Raw genomic sequence first — 16039 nt, forward strand, 5'->3', positions numbered from 1 at the left:
CAGGCCACGAACGTCGGAGGTCGGCGGGGTCGGGCCGTTGGACGGCTGCTGGCCGGTCATAGCGTCACCAGCGGTTCGAGCTCGGCGAAGCGCTGGTCGCCGATCCCGGAGACCTCACGCAGTTCGTCGACGGTGGTGAAGCGCCCGTTCTGCTCGCGCCACTCCAGGATCCGTCCGGCCAGGGTCGGGCCGATGCCGGGAAGGGTGTCGAGCTCGGCAGCGGTCGCAGTGTTGAGGTTCACCGGTCCGGACGGCGCCCCCGCAGCCGGTGCGTCGGCCGGCGGAGCGGGCGGCGGCGCCGGCGGGTCTTCGGTGACGAGCACCTGCTCGCCGTCGGTGAGGATGCGGGCGAGGTTGATCGGGGTCAGATCTGCTTCGGGCGTCGCGCCGCCGGCTGCCTCGATGGCGTCGATCACCCGGGAACCGGTCGGCAGCTCGACGACGCCAGGACGGGCCACGAGACCGGCGACGTGGACGACGATCGAGGCCGGCGCCGACGGGTCGTCAGGTGGCCGGCCCGACGGTGCGGCGTCGGCGGCGTCGGCGGTGTCGTCGGGCTCGGCGCTTCCGCCAGTGTCGGCTCCGGTGGCTGCTCCTGTGTCGATCGGTGACCCGGTCGCGACCAGCTCCGGTTCGATCGGCACCACCTCGGGCCGGGACCGCAGGAACAGGACCGCGGCACCGATCACCCCGACGAGGACCACCAGCACGATGACGGCGAGGTGGATCCGTTCCAGCCCCAGCCGGCCGAGGCGGATCGTGGGAGCGGGGTCCAGCGGGCGCTCCCCCAGCATCGCCGGATCGGGCGGATCGTCGAGCTCGACACGGTCAGGCTCGTGGTCCGGTGGCTGTCGGGCCGGTGCGCCGGCGAGAGCGCCCTGGCCGAGTGCGTCGCCCGGCACCGGGCGGCCTCCGCGCTGGGGCGGCATCGAACGACGCTGGTCAGCGCCGAGAGCCACCTGGCCGAACCGATCGTCCGGCGCCTGTCGGGCCGGTGCGCCAGGGCCGTGTGCGTCGCCCGGTACCGGACGGCCTCCCCGCTGGCGCGGCATCGAACGACGCTGGTCAGCGCCGAGAGCCACCTGGTCGAACCGATCGTCCGGTGGCTGTCGGGCCGGTTGGCCGGCGAGAGCGCCCTGGCCGAGTGCGTCGCCCGGCACCGGGCGGCCTCCGCGCTGGCGCGGCATCGGACGACGCTGGTCAGCGTCGAGAACCGCCTGGCCGAACCGATCGTCCGGCGCCTGTCGGCCCGGGGCGCCGGCGAGAGCGCCACGCCCGAGTCCGTCGCCTGATGTCGTCGGTCGGTCCGGCAGGTTGCTCGGTGTGGGGCGGCTCGGCCGGTCGCCCGGGGTCGGGCGACGAGGGCCTGGCTCGTCAGTCAACGCCGACCTGTCGTCTGGAGGAGGCCGGCCTGTTCCGCCGTCAGGGCCAGGACGGCTCGGTGCGCCGTACGCGTCCGTCCGGGTCGCATCGGACCCTTCCGGTGAGCGGTCGAGGGCGGCCCGGGCCAACGCCAGATCCGGCACCGCCGCCCGCGGCCCCCGGTCGTCCGCGATGGGACCGGTTCCGCTCGCCCAGCGGCCGCCGGCCACATGCGCTACCCGGGCTCGGGCGAGCGCCGCCGTGTGGTCGTCGACGGGGCGGGAACGGAACGATCGCATGCCTGCGACGTTAGGTCGGCGAACCGACCGCCGGAGCCGGCGAAACCGGCTTCTGTGGACAGCTGGAGAAACTGGTCAGGGCTGTGGATAGCCGGCCAGGTGGGCCAGCAACGTCGTCTCGATCCAGTCGCGGTAGCGGGACACCGGCCAGCCGCGCTGACCGACCAGCAGGTCGTAGAGCTGCGGCGAGTTCATGGTCCAGATCGTGTCGCGCAGCGCGGCATGGTCCTCAGTGCCCAGGCCACCAAGACGGGCGGCGACGGCGTCGGCGATCATGCCGGCGCCGGCCAGCCGCTGCCGGTCGAGGTCGGCGACGAGACCGGCGATCTCCGGGTCGGCGTCGGCGGCACGGTAGGCGACCATGAAGATCGGCACCGCCCGGTTGCCCACCTCGGTGACCGCCTCGGCGTAGCGCCCCATCATCTCGGCCGCCGTCGCCGCCTCGTGGACACGGCGCATCACCGGCCGCTGGGCCAGCGGGACAGCGTCGGCGTCACCCACGATCGCTACGTCGACGGCCTCTTTGAGCAGGTTGACCTTTGACTTGTACGCGGCGAAGACCGTCGGCGCGGAGACACCCGCTGCCGCCGCGATCTGGGCGACGGACGTCGCCGAGTAGCCCTGCTCGAGGAAGAGGCGCTGCGCCGCATCGAGGATGCGGGCCCGCGTGACCTGGGCCTGGGCCTGCCTCCCGGTGGCGTCGTACCTCCTGGTCGCGGCCTTGCCCATTCACCCATCCTAGCCTATATTCGATATAGCTTAGATTAAATGAATTGAGGGGGAACCTGATGGACCTCGCAGTCCGCACCACCGGCGCCGGCGACGGCCCGCCGGTGCTGCTGATCCACGGCGGCGCCGAGGACGCCGAGTTGCTGACGCCACAGGCGACGGCGATCGCCCGTCTCGGCCGGCGCGTCATCTGGTACGACCGCCGCGGCACGGGCGGGAGCACCCGGGCCGGCTGGCCGGCCGCGCCGGCCGCGGCCCCGACCGGCGCGGATGCCCGTCCGCACACCTATGACGCCGCCGTCCAGCATGCCGACGACGCCGCTGCGGTGCTGCGGATGCATGCGGACGAGCCGGCACACGTCATCGGGTTCAGCTCGGGCGGCATCGTGGCGCTCGCGCTCGCCGCCCTGCATCCGGAGCTGGTCGCTGACGCCGTCGCCTGGGAGGCGCCCGCGGTCACCGCTCTGCCCGGCGGCGCCGAGCTGCACGCGGCGATGATGGCCCCGGTGACCGACCACCTGCGCGATCACCCGGCCGACTGGGCCGGCGCCTATCACGTCATGCTCGCGGTGATCAGCAACGGCGCCGCGGACCTCGCCGACCCGATGGTGGCGCGTACGACGGTGAACGCGGAGGCGATCGTCCGCGACGACGGGCCGCTGATCACGGCCCATGTGTTCGCCCCGGGCGAGCTGCCCGCCGACCGCGTGACGATCGCCGTGGGCGAGGCGACCGACCCGATGCACTCGGCGATCGCGGAGGCCATCGCCGCACTCGCGGGCACGCCGGTCACGGTCGTTCCCGGCGTCACCGATCACGAGGTCTACCTGCACGAACCCGAAGTGCTGGCCGACTGGCTCGCGACGGCACAGCGGAACCAGCCGGCGGCGCCTGCGCTCGACGAGACAGCGCGACTGACGACGGCAGGACGAGCCGGCACGACGACCACGACGACGGAGGTGCGGCGACGATGACCGCCAGCGACGGCAGGCGAGCGCGAGGCGGTTGAAGTTGCCGATCCGCATGCCGACGCCGGCGTCGGCATGCGGATCGGCTGGCCGACCGGCACCCTCACCGTCCGCGACGGCATCAGCAGCCACGGCGGTGCCGGCCCGACGCTGGTCAACGGGCAGATCGTGCACGTGCCGACGATGGCGCTGCATCCGCTGGCCGGCGGCGACGCCGGGCGTCGGCGTGCGGATCGGCCGGCCGGCCCGCACCCTCACCAGCCGCGACGGCATCAACACCCACGGCGGTGCCGGCCGGCGCTGGTCAACGGGCAGATCGTGCAGTTGCCGGGGCGATGACACTGAGCGTGCTGGCTGGCGGCGACGTCGGCGAGCTGCGGCTCGGCGGGCCACAGCGCACGTCGGCCGAGCGGCTCGGCCAGTCATCGGCGCTGCAGGTCGCCGGCCAGCGTCGGCCGGCGCCGCAGCCTGAGAGTCAGACGACGCAGAACTCGTTGTCCTCTGGGTCGAGGAGGATGATCCAGAAGTTGTCGTACTCCTCGACCGGGCCGACGACGGTGGCGCCGGCCGCCACCAGCTCGGCGACCTTCGCCTCGACGGCCGCACGGCGCTGCGCGAGGGGCGGCGGCGCGGCGTCGGGACCGGACCGGCGCCAGGCGCGGACGTCGAGGTGGACGCGGTTCTTGGCGGTCTTCTCCTCGGGCACCCGCTGGAAGTACACCCGCGGCAGCACGCCGTCGGGGTCGATGACGGCGCTGGCGGAGTCCCAGTCCTCCTTCGGGACGTTCCACGCCGCCAGCGCCTCCTCCCAGCTGGCGAAACCGTCGGGCGGCGGCTCGACCTGATACCCGAGCGCGAGTGCCCAGAACTCCGCCAGCCGGCGCGGGTCGGTGGCGTCGAACGTGAGGTTGAAGACCTCGGAAGATCGGGGCATGCGGCGCATGATGCCACCCGGCACCGACAACGTCAGCGCGGACTGATCACCGCGGCCAGCAGACCGGGCCCGACGTGGGCGCCGATCACGGCGCCGACCTCGGTCACGACGACGGCACCGGCGGACGGGAGGCGCTCGGCCAGCCGGGCGGCCAGCTCGTCCGCGCGCGCGGCGTTGTCGAGATGGTGCACGGCGAGGTCGACCGGCCCACCGGCGGCCAGCGCCCGCTCGACGGCGAGGTCCTCCAGGCGCGCGCGGGCCCGCGCCGACGTCCGCACCTTCTCCAGCAGGTCGATCCAGCCGTCGCGCAGATGCAGCAGCGGCTTGATCGCCAGCGCCGTGCCCACGACGGCGGACGCGGCGCCGACGCGGCCGCCGCGGCGCAGGTAGTCCAGCGTGTCGACGTAGAAGAAGGCGGACGAGCGGACGCCGCGGTCCTGCGCCAGCGCCGCCACCTCGTCGGCGGTCAGGCCACGCTCAGCCGCCGACGCCGCCTCGAGGACGGCGTAGCCCAGACCCATGCCGAGCGACCGGGAGTCGACGACGTGGACGGGGATCGGCGCGTCGCGGGCGGCCAGCCGGGCGGCATCGGCGGTGCCGGACAGGCTGCCGGAGATGTGGACGGAGACGACGGCGGTGTGGCCCTCCGCCGCGGCCGACTCGTACACGTCCAGGAACCGGCGCGGGCTGGGCCGGGACGTGGTGACAGGGACGTGGGCGCGCAGCGCCTCGGCGACCTCCCGCGGACCGAAGCCGCCCGGCGCACCGAGCCGGCCCGCACCCCGCGGGCCGACGGCGCCGAGCGCACCCGCGGCCGCAGCCGCACCCGCGGCCGCAGCCGCACCCGAGGCCGCACCGGCCAACCCCGCGACACCGGCAGCGCCGGGCGTCCACTCGTCCACCGCCTCGCCGTCGACGACGACCTGGAGCGGCACCACGCGGATGCCGTACCCCTCGACGTCGTCGGCGGCGAGGTGTGCCGTCGAGTCGGTGACGACCGCGACCTGCGCCGGCACCGCGGGTCAGCCCGGCACGACGTTGACCAGCTTGGGCGCCCGCACCACGACCGTGCGCACGGGCCGGCCGTCCAGTGACCGCTGCACCGCCTCGGACGCCAGCGCCAGCGAGCGCAGCTCGTCCTCACCGATCGACGGCGGCACCTCCAGCCGGTCGCGGACCTTGCCCGCGACCTGCACCACGCAGGTGACGGTGTCCTCGACCAGGTACGCGGGGTCGGCGACCGGGAACGGCTCGCGGACCAGCGACTCAGGGTGACCCAGCCGCGACCACAGCTCCTCGCCGACGTGCGGGGCGATCGGCGCCAGCATCAGCACCAGCGCCTCGGCCGCCTCGCGCGGGACGGTGTCCAGCTTGGTCAGGTGGTTGTTCAGCTCGATCATCCGGGCGATCGCGGTGTTGAACCGCATCGCCTCCATGTCGGACCGGACGGCGTCGATGGTGCGGTGCAGCACCCGCCGCGTCTCGTCGTCGGCCGGCGCGTCACCGACGACGACCTCGCCGGTCTGCTCGGAGACGATGTTGCGCCACACCCGCTGCAGGAACCGCAGCGACCCGACGACGGCGCGGGTCTCCCAGGGGCGGGACAGGTCCAGCGGGCCCATCGACATCTCGTAGACGCGGAACGTGTCGGCGCCGTAGTCGCGGTACATGTCGTCGGGCGTGACCATGTTCTTCAGGCTCTTGCCCATCTTCCCGTACTCGCGGGTGACGGGCGTGCCCTCGAACAGGAACTGGTCGCCGGACTCGACGACCTGCTCGGCCGGTACGTACGAACCGCGCGCGTCGACGTAGGCGTAGGCCTGGATGTAGCCCTGGTTGAACAGCTTGTGGAACGGCTCCTCGCTGCTCACGTGCCCCAGGTCGAACAGCACCTTGTGCCAGAACCGCGAGTACAGCAGGTGCAGCACGGCATGCTCGACGCCGCCGATGTACAGGTCGACGCCGCCGGCGTCGCCGTCGCCGCGCGGGCCCATCCAGTACTTCTCGACCTCGGGGTCGACCAGCCGCTCGCTGTTGGTGGGGTCCAGGTAGCGCAGCTCGTACCAGCAGGAACCGGCCCAGTTGGGCATGGTGTTCGTGTCGCGCCGGTACGTCTTCGGCCCGTCGCCCAGGTCCAGCTCGACGTTCACCCACTCGGGGACGCGGGCCAGCGGCGGCTCCGGCTCGGTGTCGGCCGCGTCCGGCGCATACGTCCGCGGCGAGTAGTCGGGCACCTCGGGCAGCTCGACCGGCAGCAGGTGGTCGGGGATGGCGATGGGCTGGTCGTTCTCGTCGTACACGACGGGGAACGGCTCGCCCCAGTAGCGCTGCCGGCTGAACAGCCAGTCGCGCAGCCGGTACGTGACGGTGCCCTCGCCGGTACCTTGAGACTCCAGCCAGCCGATGATCGCGGCCTTCGCCTCGTCGACGCCCAGCCCGTCCAGCGAGATCTCGTCGTTGGCGGAGTTGATGGCGGGCCCGTCGCCGACGTACGCCTCGCCGTCGAAGTCGGCCGGCGGCTGCACCGTCCGGACGATCGGCAGCTCGAACCGCTCGGCGAACTCCCAGTCGCGCTCGTCCTGGCCGGGCACCGCCATGATCGCGCCGGTGCCGTAGCCCATCAGCACGTAGTCGGCGACGAACACCGGGATCCGCGCGCCGTTGACCGGGTTCACCGCGTACGAGCCGGTGAACACGCCGGTCTTCTCGCGGCCCTCGGTCTGCCGCTCGACCTCGGTCTTCGCCGCGGCGGACGCACGGTACGCGGCGACGGCGTCGGCGGGCGTCGCGTGCCCGCCGGTCCACGCGGGCCGGGCGTCAGCGGGCCAGGCCGGCGGCGTCAGCGCGTCGACCAGCGGGTGTTCGGGCGCCACCACCATGAACGTCGCGCCGAACAGGGTGTCCGGACGCGTCGTGAAGACCTCCAGGTCACCGGCGTCGGTCGCGAACCGGACGTTCGCGCCGGTGGACCGGCCGATCCAGTTGCGCTGCATCGTCTTGACCTTCTCGGGCCAGTCGATGCGGTCCAGGTCGTCGATCAGCCGGTCGGCGTAGGCGGTGATGCGCATCATCCACTGGCGCAGGTTCCGCTTGAACACCGGGAAGTTGCCGCGCTCGCTCCGGCCGTCGGAGGTGACCTCCTCGTTGGACAGCACCGTCCCCAGCCCGGGGCACCAGTTCACCGGCGACTCGGACACGTAGGCCAGCCGGTGGTCGTCGATGATGGCGCGCTGCTCAACGGAGCTCAGCGCACTCCAGGACGCGCCACCGGGCACCGGCCGGGAACCGTCGGCGAACGCCGCGACCAGCTCAGCGATCGGCCGCGCGCGCCCGGCCGACTCGTCGTACCAGGACTCGAAGATCTGCAGGAAGATCCACTGCGTCCAGCGGACGTAGCCGGGATCGATGGTCGCGAACGTGCGCCGATTGTCGTGCGCCAGCCCCAGCCGGCGCAGCTGCCGGCGCATCGTCGCGATGTTCTCCTCGGTGGTCTTGCGCGGGTGCTGCCCGGTCTGGACGGCATACTGCTCGGCCGGCAGCCCGAACGCGTCGTAGGCCAGCGCGTGCAGCACGTTGTCGCCGCGCATGCGCCGGTAGCGGCCGAACACGTCGGTCGCGATGTACCCCAGCGGGTGGCCGACGTGCAGGCCCTTCCCGGACGGGTACGGGAACATGTCCATCACGAAGAACTTGTGCTCGGGCAGCGCCGCGCCGGGCTCGGCCAGCGGGCCGGTGGGGTTGGGCGCGTCGAACGTGCCCTCGTCCTCCCAGCGGTCCTGCCAGCGCTGCTCGATCTGGCCGGCGACCTCGGCGGTATAGCGATACGGCGCGTCGTCGGCGGGCGTGGCCGTCGTGCCGGTCTGCGTCTGGCTCATCGGAATTCGTCCCTCATCTGTGGGTGTCGGGCCCTAAACGTGAGAAGACCCCTCACGCAGGAGGGGTCAGCCGCGCCGACGTGACGCCGCTGGAGGGCGTCCGTTTCCAGTCAGCGCGGCCCGATAAGGAGCAGCAGGCCTCGCACATCGTCAGGATAGCGCACCCACCCGGCGCGGGCGTACGGGTCTAGGCGTACGGGTGGCGCAATGGTAAACCTTGGGTGAACGCTCATCGGCCTCCAGATGTCCGGTGGGCGTCCTCAACGGCGAGGCCCGCGCGATGCTCGCCGACGCACCGGTCGGCGCCACCCTGCGGCCGGTGACCCAACCAGGCGACCTCCAGCGCCCCGGCCGACTGACGGCCGCGCGTGGGCCCGGCGTTCTCGTGGACGACGACAAACGGAGGTTGCTGCGCAGATGCCAGGTGGGCCCGTCGACATGGTGGTGTCCTGGGTTTCCGGCGACGACAGGGAGTGGCTGCGAGCCCGCAGAGCCGCACTCGGCCATCCCGATCCCGATCGCTTCGACGAGAGCGACATCCGGTTCCGCGACTGGGGGCTGCTGCGGTACTGGTTCCGCTCCGTCGAGGAGAACGCCCCATGGGTGCGGACCGTCCACCTGCTGACCGAGACCCGGCCGCCCGCCTGGCTGAACACCCTGCATCCCAAGCTGCGGGTGGTGAACGGCTGGTCGCTGAACCCGGACGCGCCGCGGACGTTCAACTCGCACGCCGCCGAGGCCTGCCTGCACCGCATCCCCGGGCTCGCGGAGCGGTTCGTCTACCTCAACGACGACTTCTACCTGACCACGCCGCTGGGCCCGGAGTTCTTCTTCCCCGGCGGACTGCCCTACGCCGATCCCATGCCGATGCTGCTCACCGACGGCGACGTGCACGCGCACGCCGTCCTCAACGCGTCGGGCATCGTGAACCAGCACTTCACGCTGCCCGGGTACCGGCGTGCGGTGCTGTCGCGCGGACGCGGCGCGGGGCTGCGTCGCGACCTGGACCGCGCGCTGCGGCTGACCCGATCCGGCCGCGTCCCGCCGGTGACCGACCACCACCTCGCCACACCGCTGCTCAAGTCCGTCGTCCGGGCCGCGTTCGAGGCCGCCGGCGCCGCGATCGAGGGGACCCGCCGCTCGGTGCTGCGATCGCGCGAGGACGTCGCTCCCGTCGCTCTGGCCACCCACTGGCACGTGGCGACCGGGCGGTTCAGCTGGGTGCCGCACGAGCACCTCGGCCGGTACGTCGAGATCGGAGCCGACCCGCTGGAGCGCATCGAGGACGCGTTGTTCTCGCCGGTGCCGCAGGTCTGCGTCAACGACGGCCGGATCGACGAGGTCGAGGAGGTCCGCACCCGCGTCCTGGCGATGTTCGCCGAGCGCTGGCCGGAGCCGTCGTCGTTCGAGCTGGCCGACCCCGCGCTGCTCACCGAGCCCGCGACCCTCACCACCGACCCGGCGACGCTCACCGCCGAGCCGGTGTCGCTCACCGCCGAGCCGGTGTCGCTCACAGAGCCGCTGCCTCTCGCCGACGACCGCGCGACGACCGCCCGCCCCGGTGGCAGGATCAGGCACAACGCCCGTCCGGCAGGACCGGCGGGCCAGGCCGGGCCGGCCACGGGCGCTGGACGGCCGATCTCGGCGCGGGCGCACCGTCGGCGGACGCTCGGCTGACCGCTCAAACGGGACACGTGGTACGCCTGGGCCTCTAGGGTTGCGCCATGGACGTCCCAGGCTGGGTGTGGGCGCTGACGGTGACCGGCGTCGTCGGGCTGTTGCTGTTCGACTACGTCTTCCACGTCCGCAAGGCGCACGTCCCGACGCTGCGCGAGTCGGCCACGTGGTCGGCCCTGTACGTCGGGATCGCACTGCTCTTCGGCGTCGGCGTGATGATCTTCGGCGGCACCGCGGAGGGCACCGAGTACTTCGCCGGCTACCTCACCGAGAAGGCGCTGTCGGTCGACAACCTCTTCGTCTTCCTGGTGATCCTGCACAGCTTCCGGGTGCCGCGGGAGTACCAGCAGAAGGCGCTGTTGTTCGGCATCACGTTCTCGCTGATCGCCCGGACCGCGCTGATCTTCGTCGGCTCGGCGCTGATCAACACGTTCGCCTGGGTGTTCTACGCGTTCGGGCTGATCCTGCTGGTGACGGCGGGCAACATGCTCAAGCCGCGCGGCGGCGAGCCGGACGAGGGCGAGAACGTCGCCGTCCGGCTGGCCCGGCGGATCTTCCACACGACCGACGACTACGAGGACGGCCGGCTGTTCACCGTCAAGGACGGGCGCCGCGCGATGACGCCGCTGGTCCTGGTGATGGTGGCGCTGGCCGGCACCGACGTGCTGTTCGCGCTGGACTCGATCCCGGCCATCTTCGGGCTGACGCAGCACGTCTATCTGGTCTTCACCGCCGTCGCGTTCTCACTGCTCGGGCTGCGGCAGCTGTACTTCCTCATCGACGGCCTGCTGGACCGGCTGATCTACCTGGCCTTCGGGCTGGCGGTGATCCTGGGCTTCATCGGCGTGCGACTGATCCTGCACGCTCTGCACGAGAACAACCTGCCGTTCGTCAACAACGGTCAGCCGGTCGAGGTGGTGGAGCTCAGCACCGGCCTGTCGCTGGGCGTCATCGTCGTGGTGCTGGTGCTGACGGTGGTCGCGTCGCTGGTCAGCCCCACCGGCCGGGCGCAGACGGCGATCGCGAACGCCCGCCGGCACGCCACCGCCTACCTGGACTCGGAGTACACCGAGGACCCGGCCGAGCGGGAGCGGATCTTCCAGCAGCTCGTGGACGAGAAGGCGCAGATCGTCGCGCTGGGCCAGAAGTACCGGCAGATGGCGCGCGACGCCGACGGCCTGCTCGACCTCGTGGAGCGGGCCAAGGCCAGCCACGACGCCGCCATGGCCCGCGGCGAGGCGCCGATCGGCCCGCACCACTGACGCCGGGCCTCAGAACACGAGGTACCAGCGGTCCCAGAACTCGATCGTGATGAGCATCGCGATGATGAGGAACCAGACCGTGACGATCAGGCCGCGGCTGTCGACGACGGCCTTGCGCAGCCACGACGGCGCCTTGAGATGTCCCTCGGAGAGGTTGTAGCCCGTCGTGTAGACGAAGATCGGGATGGTGACGATCCAGACGACGATGCAGTACGGGCACAGCGCGCCGATGTAGTACGTGGTCTGGGTGAACAGCCAGGTGACGAACACCGCGCCGCCGAGCGCGCCCGCGTTCAGGCCGAGCCAGAACCAGCGCGGCAGCTTGGCGCCGGTCAGCACGACGACCCCGACTGTTGCGACGACCGGGAACGCGGCGACGCCGATGACCGGGTTCGGGAAGCCGAACAGCGAGCCCTGCCAGCTCTCCATGACGGTGCCGCAGGTGACGATCGGGTTGAAGCTGCAGGACGGGGTGTAGCCGGGGTCCTCGAGCAGCCGGACCCGTTCGATGATCAGCATCGCCGAGGCGAACACGCCGATCGCGCCGCCGACGGCGAGCAGCCAGCCGAGTACCTTGATCGAGGCGCGGGTTTCCGGCAGCTCGAACTCGGTGTCCTCGAGGTGTTCCTTCTCCTGCACGGCCATGACTCACCCGGTGTTCGTAGGGATCCGACGGACCATCAACGTACGCTACGCGCCCTGGGTGCCCGGCAACAGATCACGAAACGATTGCGCAGGCCGGGGCCTTGGCACGCCTGAGCGCTCCACAAACCGTGACATTCCGGCCGCGCCAGGTGCCGACCGGCGTGCCAAGGGCGACGCACGGGCGTGCCAAGCGCGCGGGGCGGGCGCTCAGGGGTGGTGGGCGCAGCGGTCGTCGATGAGCAGCTCGATCGACGGGTCGGGCGCGACGACGCACGACGGCGGCAGCGTGAACCAGCGCAGCGCCTCGAACTGCTCCGACAACCCGGTCGGGCCGTCCTCCACCGTCGCGGGCCGCGACGCCAGCACCGCACGCGCGTCGGCCAGGTGCGCGGCCAGCGCCTCCTCACCCAGCCGCTCGTGCCGTTGTGCGCCGACGATCGCGCCGTCGGCGTCGTAGCGCAGCCCGGTGAGCCGGACCGGTGGCCGCGACGTCCCGTCGCGGTGCCGCCACAGTCCGCTGTGCGGGTCGAACCCGTAGTCGGGCAGCAGCCGGTACCCGTCGCGGGCGATCAGCGCGACCGCGTCGACCAGGTAGTCGCGGACGGTGTCGGAGATGAAGTAGTTGAAGTTCAGCCGGGTCCAGCCGGGCTTGATGCCCTCGCAGCCGATGCCGACGATGTCGCGGAAGCCGCGGGACTCGTCCGGGCCGACCGACAGCAGCCGGTGGCCGTACGGACCGGCACAGGAGCAGCCGCCGCGGGCCTGGATCCCGAACAGGTCGTTGAGCAGCGCGACGACGAAGTTGTGATGCAGGAACCGGTCGCCGTGGCGGATCCGGAACGACACGATCGACAGCCGTGGCACGTCGGGGTTGCCGAGCACGTCGATCTGCGGGACCTCGCTCCACCGCCGCAGCGCGTGCCGCCAGAGCGCCTCCTCGCGTTCCTGGATGAGGTCGGTGCCGACGGCGTCCTTGAGCCCGAAGACCAGCCCGGCCCGGATCGACTCGACGATCGCCGGCGTGCCGCCCTCCTCGCGCGCGACCGGGTCGTCGAGGTAGCGGTGCTCGTCGGGGCTGACGAACTCGACGGTGCCGCCGCCGGGCACCGTCGGGACCTGGTTCTGGACCAGCGCGCGGTCGACGACCAGTACGCCGGGGGTCTGCGGGCCGCCGACGAACTTGTGCGGCGACACGAAGATCGCGTCCTTGTGGTCGCCGGCGCCGGGCGCGCTCTCGGCCATGCGGATCGGGACGTAGGGTGCGGCGGCGGCGTAGTCCCAGAACGACAGCGCGCCGTGCTCGTGCAGCAGCGCGGCGATGCGGTCGGCGTTGGTCAGCACGCCGGTGACGTTCGACGCGGCGGAGAAGCTGCCGATGCGCAGCGGCCGGTCGGCGTGCAGGCGCAGCAGCCGGTCCAGCTGGTCGAGGTCGATGTGGCCGTCGGCGTCGGTGTCGACGGCGACGACGTCGGCGATGGTCTCGCGCCAGGGCAGCTCGTTGGAGTGGTGCTCGTACGGCCCGACGAACACGACCGGCCGGCTCTCCGGCACGTCGTAGACGACGCCGTGCCGCTTCGGGGCGCCGGCCGGCAGCCGCAGCTCGAGGATCCCGATCAGCTTGTTGACGGCGGACGTCGCGCCGGAGCCGGTGAACACGACGAGGTGGTCGTCGGCGCCGCCGACGGACTGCCGGATGGTGCGCCGGGCGTCCTCGCGCAGCCGCGTGGTCTGCAGCCCGGTGCCGGAGCTCTCGGTGTGCGTGTTGGCGTAGAGCGGCAGCACCTGCTCGCGGACGAAGTCCTCGATGAAGTCCAGCGACCGGCCCGACGCCGTGTAGTCGGCGTAGGTCATGCGCCGCGCCCCGTACGGCCCGTGCAGCACCTCGCCCTCGCCGATGATGCCGCTGCGGATCCGTTCGATCAGCGACGTGACCATGCCGGCCCCCTCTCCCCGTGACCTCCAGCATGCACCCTCGGGCCCCGGCGGAGCCATTCGTGACTTTTCGGTAGCCAACGGGTGAATGTTTACCTACGCTGTGACACCACATTCGCGCCTCCGGCGGAGGGAGTCACTCCCATGCCCGACCCCACTCGCCGCCGGCTGCTCCCCCTGATCGACGGCGGACGCGGCGGCCGCAGCGCGATGACCTGCCGCTATCGCTGCGACGACGCGTGCGCCCACGAACCGCCCAACACCAGCGCCAACGCCTACTTCGGCGACGTCGTCGAGGCCGCCGTCAGCCGTCGGGGCCTGCTCCGCGGCGGGGCCGCGGCGGCCGCCGTCGTCGTCGGGTCGAGCGTGTCCGGCACGCTGTCCGCCGCGGCCGACGATGTCACCCGCGGCACGGCGAGACCGCCCACGCCGGACCACCCGGACGGTCCCGAGTACGGCCGGCCGGTCGGCTTCCGCCCGGTCGGCGACAACACGCTGGACGCCGTCGTCGTCCCGAACGGGTACGACTGGTCGGTCACGATCGCCTGGGGCGACCCGGTGCTGCGCGGCGCGCCGGAGTTCGACTTCGACGACCAGAGCGCCGCCGCCCAGCGCGAGCAGTTCGGCTACAACTGCGACTTCGTGGCCGTCTACCCGCTGGACCGCGACTTCGAGCGCGCGCTGCTGTGGGTGAACCACGAGTACACCAACGAGGAGCTGATGTTCCGCGGCTGGACCGGCGCGGCCGCCGCGACGCCCGAGCAGCTGCGCATCGCGATGGCCGCACACGGCGGGTCGATCGTCGAGATCGAGCGCGCCGGCGGCACCGGCGAGTGGCGCCCGGACGGCGGCCGCCGCCGCTTCAACCGGCGCATCCACGCCGGCACGGCGTTCCGGGTCACCGGGCCGGCCGCGGGCAGTGAGCTGCTGCGCACCGGCGCCGACCCGGCCGGCACGACCGTCCTCGGCATGCTCAACAACTGCGCCGGCGGCACCACGCCGTGGGGCACCGTGCTGACCGGCGAGGAGAACGTCAACCAGTACTTCGGCGCGTCCGCCGAGGTCACCGACCCGGTGACGGCCGCGCGGTACGCCCGCTACGGCATCCGCACGACGGCCGGCACGACCAAGGCCTGGGAGCGAGCGGACGCCCGCTTCGACGTCGCGCGCGAGCCGAACGAGCCCAACCGGTTCGGCTGGGTCTGCCAGATCGACCCGTACGACCCGCGCTCGACGCCGCAGAAGCTCACCGCGCTGGGCCGCATGAAGCACGAGGGTGCGACGACAGCGCTGACGGCGGACGGATGCGTCGCGGTCTACATGGGCGACGACGAGCGGTTCGAGTACGTCTACAAGTTCGTCTCGTCCGGCCGGGTCCGCACTGGCAAGGGCGACCGCGACCGGCGTCACAACCTGGCCCTGCTCGAGGACGGCGACCTCTACGTCGCCCGGTTCACCGGCGACAGCCCGGCGAGCGAGATCGACGGCACCGGCCGGCTGCCGTCGGACGGCCTGTTCGACGGCGCCGGCCAGTGGTTGCCGCTGGTCAGAGACGGCGAGAGCGCCGTCGACGGGATGAGCGTCGAGGAGGTGCTGGTCTTCACCCGGCTCGCCGCCGACCGCGCCGGCGCCACCAAGATGGACCGCCCCGAGGACGTCGAGCCGCACCCGGTCACCGGCACCGTCTTCATGGCGCTGACCAACAACGACCGCCGCACGCCCGCCCAGGCCGACGAGGCCAACCCGCGGGCGGCCAACCGCTGGGGCCACGTGATCGCACTGGACGAGGACGGCGGCGACGCGGCCGCGGCGACGTTCACGTGGTCGATCGTGCTGGTCGCCGGCGACCCGGACGACCCGTCGACCTACTACGCGGGCTTCGACAAGTCGCAGGTCAGCATGATCAGCTGTCCGGACAACGTCGCCTTCGACCCGTCCGGGCGGCTCTGGCTGGCCACCGACGGCATGCCCGGCTCGGTCGGCGTCAACGACGGCATGTTCGTGCTGCCACTCGACGGCGACGACGCCGGCCACCTGCGCCGGTTCGCCTCCGTGCCGGTCGGCGCGGAGTGCTGCGGGCCGTGCATCACACCGGACGGGCGCACCGCGCTGATCGCCGTCCAGCATCCCGGCGAGGAGGACGGCGCCTCGCCCGAGGCGCCCGCGTCGACGTTCCCGTACGGCGACCAGCCGCGCCCGTCGGTCGTCACCGTCTGGCGCACGAGCCCGACCGGCGGACCGTTCATCGGGGACTGAGCTCGGGGGGTGGGAAGGCGCGGGCCGGCGTCCCTCGTCCGCGGCGCCGGCCCCGTCCCGCCCCTCGTCAGAGACTTAGCAAAGGCTTGCCTCACTCATT

The 16039-nt window shown here is 72.4% G+C and carries 13 protein-coding genes; 6 read left to right on the forward strand and 7 right to left on the reverse strand.

Annotated features, from left to right (window positions below; translation table 11 throughout):
- Positions 1-56: 56 nt before the first annotated feature.
- Entirely contained in the window at positions 57-794 is a 738-nt protein-coding gene (locus tag C1I92_RS24895; RefSeq protein WP_199521566.1) for a ComEA family DNA-binding protein, read from the reverse strand.
- A 42-nt stretch (positions 795-836) separates the two neighbouring features.
- On the opposite strand from C1I92_RS24895, the gene C1I92_RS34590 reads away from it, so the two are divergent.
- The gene (locus tag C1I92_RS34590; RefSeq protein WP_111257343.1) at positions 837-1292 is read left to right on the forward strand and encodes a hypothetical protein; all 456 of its coding nucleotides are present in this window, start codon (positions 837-839) and stop codon (positions 1290-1292) included.
- Positions 1293-1736: 444 nt separating this feature from the next.
- On the opposite strand, the gene C1I92_RS24905 is transcribed toward C1I92_RS34590, so the two are convergent.
- A complete protein-coding gene (locus C1I92_RS24905) occupies positions 1737-2390 on the reverse strand; it encodes a TetR/AcrR family transcriptional regulator (protein WP_111257344.1) in 654 nt (217 codons plus the stop codon).
- Between the two features lie 59 nt (positions 2391-2449).
- Here C1I92_RS24905 and C1I92_RS24910 point away from each other — a divergent pair, with 59 nt between their 5' ends.
- Together C1I92_RS24910 and C1I92_RS24915 are read left to right on the forward strand one after the other, a co-directional pair.
- Positions 2450-3364 carry an alpha/beta fold hydrolase gene (locus C1I92_RS24910; protein ID WP_111257345.1) on the forward strand — a complete coding sequence of 305 codons (915 nt, stop codon included), beginning with the start codon at positions 2450-2452 and terminating at the stop codon, positions 3362-3364.
- 69 nt (positions 3365-3433) lie between these two features.
- Positions 3434-3697, forward strand: coding sequence for a hypothetical protein (locus C1I92_RS24915; RefSeq protein WP_111257346.1), 264 nt, complete (start codon positions 3434-3436; stop codon positions 3695-3697).
- Between the two features lie 136 nt (positions 3698-3833).
- Here the strand turns inward: C1I92_RS24915 and C1I92_RS24920 are convergent, their stop codons facing one another.
- From C1I92_RS24920 to leuS, 3 genes are read right to left on the reverse strand one after another with little or no spacing between them, the layout of a single operon-like run.
- Entirely contained in the window at positions 3834-4292 is a 459-nt protein-coding gene (locus tag C1I92_RS24920) for a VOC family protein (protein ID WP_111257366.1), read from the reverse strand.
- Between the two features lie 32 nt (positions 4293-4324).
- The gene (locus tag C1I92_RS24925) at positions 4325-5308 is read right to left on the reverse strand and encodes a DegV family protein (RefSeq protein ID WP_199521568.1); all 984 of its coding nucleotides are present in this window, start codon (positions 5306-5308) and stop codon (positions 4325-4327) included.
- A 6-nt stretch (positions 5309-5314) separates the two neighbouring features.
- Positions 5315-8167: a leucine--tRNA ligase gene (leuS, locus tag C1I92_RS24935; protein ID WP_111257347.1), complete on the reverse strand. Its 2853-nt coding sequence runs from the start codon at positions 8165-8167 to the stop codon at positions 5315-5317.
- A gap of 417 nt (positions 8168-8584) precedes the next feature.
- On the opposite strand from leuS, the gene C1I92_RS24940 reads away from it, so the two are divergent.
- Complete coding sequence (locus C1I92_RS24940) at positions 8585-9844, forward strand: stealth family protein (RefSeq protein ID WP_158564267.1); 1260 nt, start codon at positions 8585-8587, stop codon at positions 9842-9844.
- A 47-nt stretch (positions 9845-9891) separates the two neighbouring features.
- Entirely contained in the window at positions 9892-11106 is a 1215-nt protein-coding gene (locus C1I92_RS24945) for a TerC family protein (RefSeq protein WP_111257349.1), read from the forward strand.
- 9 nt (positions 11107-11115) lie between these two features.
- On the opposite strand, the gene C1I92_RS24950 is transcribed toward C1I92_RS24945, so the two are convergent.
- Together C1I92_RS24950 and C1I92_RS24955 are read right to left on the reverse strand one after the other, a co-directional pair.
- Positions 11116-11751, reverse strand: a complete 636-nt coding sequence (locus tag C1I92_RS24950) for a vitamin K epoxide reductase family protein (protein ID WP_111257350.1) — start codon at positions 11749-11751, stop codon at positions 11116-11118.
- 207 nt (positions 11752-11958) lie between these two features.
- Positions 11959-13686 (reverse strand): aminotransferase class V-fold PLP-dependent enzyme, encoded by a 1728-nt coding sequence (locus tag C1I92_RS24955; protein WP_111257351.1) that lies wholly within the window; start codon positions 13684-13686, stop codon positions 11959-11961.
- A gap of 141 nt (positions 13687-13827) precedes the next feature.
- Here C1I92_RS24955 and C1I92_RS24960 point away from each other — a divergent pair, with 141 nt between their 5' ends.
- Entirely contained in the window at positions 13828-15939 is a 2112-nt protein-coding gene (locus C1I92_RS24960) for a PhoX family protein (RefSeq protein ID WP_111257352.1), read from the forward strand.
- The last annotated feature ends 100 nt before the right edge of the window (positions 15940-16039 follow it).

Origin of the sequence: Jiangella anatolica, assembly GCF_003236295.1 — a bacterium.
GTDB classification, from domain to species: Bacteria; Actinomycetota; Actinomycetes; order Jiangellales; family Jiangellaceae; genus Jiangella; species Jiangella anatolica.

Excerpts from the sequence above, each read along its gene's own strand:
- C1I92_RS24895 (WP_199521566.1), bottom strand. The coding sequence starts at position 794 with ATGCTGGGGGAGCGCCCGCTGGACCCCGCTCCCACGATCCGCCTCGGC.
- C1I92_RS24905 (WP_111257344.1), bottom strand. The coding sequence starts at position 2,390 with ATGGGCAAGGCCGCGACCAGGAGGTACGACGCCACCGGGAGGCAGGCC.
- C1I92_RS24910 (WP_111257345.1), top strand. The coding sequence starts at position 2,450 with ATGGACCTCGCAGTCCGCACCACCGGCGCCGGCGACGGCCCGCCGGTG.
- C1I92_RS24915 (WP_111257346.1), top strand. The coding sequence starts at position 3,434 with ATGCGGATCGGCTGGCCGACCGGCACCCTCACCGTCCGCGACGGCATC.
- C1I92_RS24920 (WP_111257366.1), bottom strand. The coding sequence starts at position 4,292 with ATGCCCCGATCTTCCGAGGTCTTCAACCTCACGTTCGACGCCACCGAC.
- leuS (WP_111257347.1), bottom strand. The coding sequence starts at position 8,167 with ATGAGCCAGACGCAGACCGGCACGACGGCCACGCCCGCCGACGACGCG.
- C1I92_RS24940 (WP_158564267.1), top strand. The coding sequence starts at position 8,585 with ATGCCAGGTGGGCCCGTCGACATGGTGGTGTCCTGGGTTTCCGGCGAC.
- C1I92_RS24945 (WP_111257349.1), top strand. The coding sequence starts at position 9,892 with ATGGACGTCCCAGGCTGGGTGTGGGCGCTGACGGTGACCGGCGTCGTC.
- C1I92_RS24950 (WP_111257350.1), bottom strand. The coding sequence starts at position 11,751 with ATGGCCGTGCAGGAGAAGGAACACCTCGAGGACACCGAGTTCGAGCTG.
- C1I92_RS24955 (WP_111257351.1), bottom strand. The coding sequence starts at position 13,686 with ATGGTCACGTCGCTGATCGAACGGATCCGCAGCGGCATCATCGGCGAG.
- C1I92_RS24960 (WP_111257352.1), top strand. The coding sequence starts at position 13,828 with ATGCCCGACCCCACTCGCCGCCGGCTGCTCCCCCTGATCGACGGCGGA.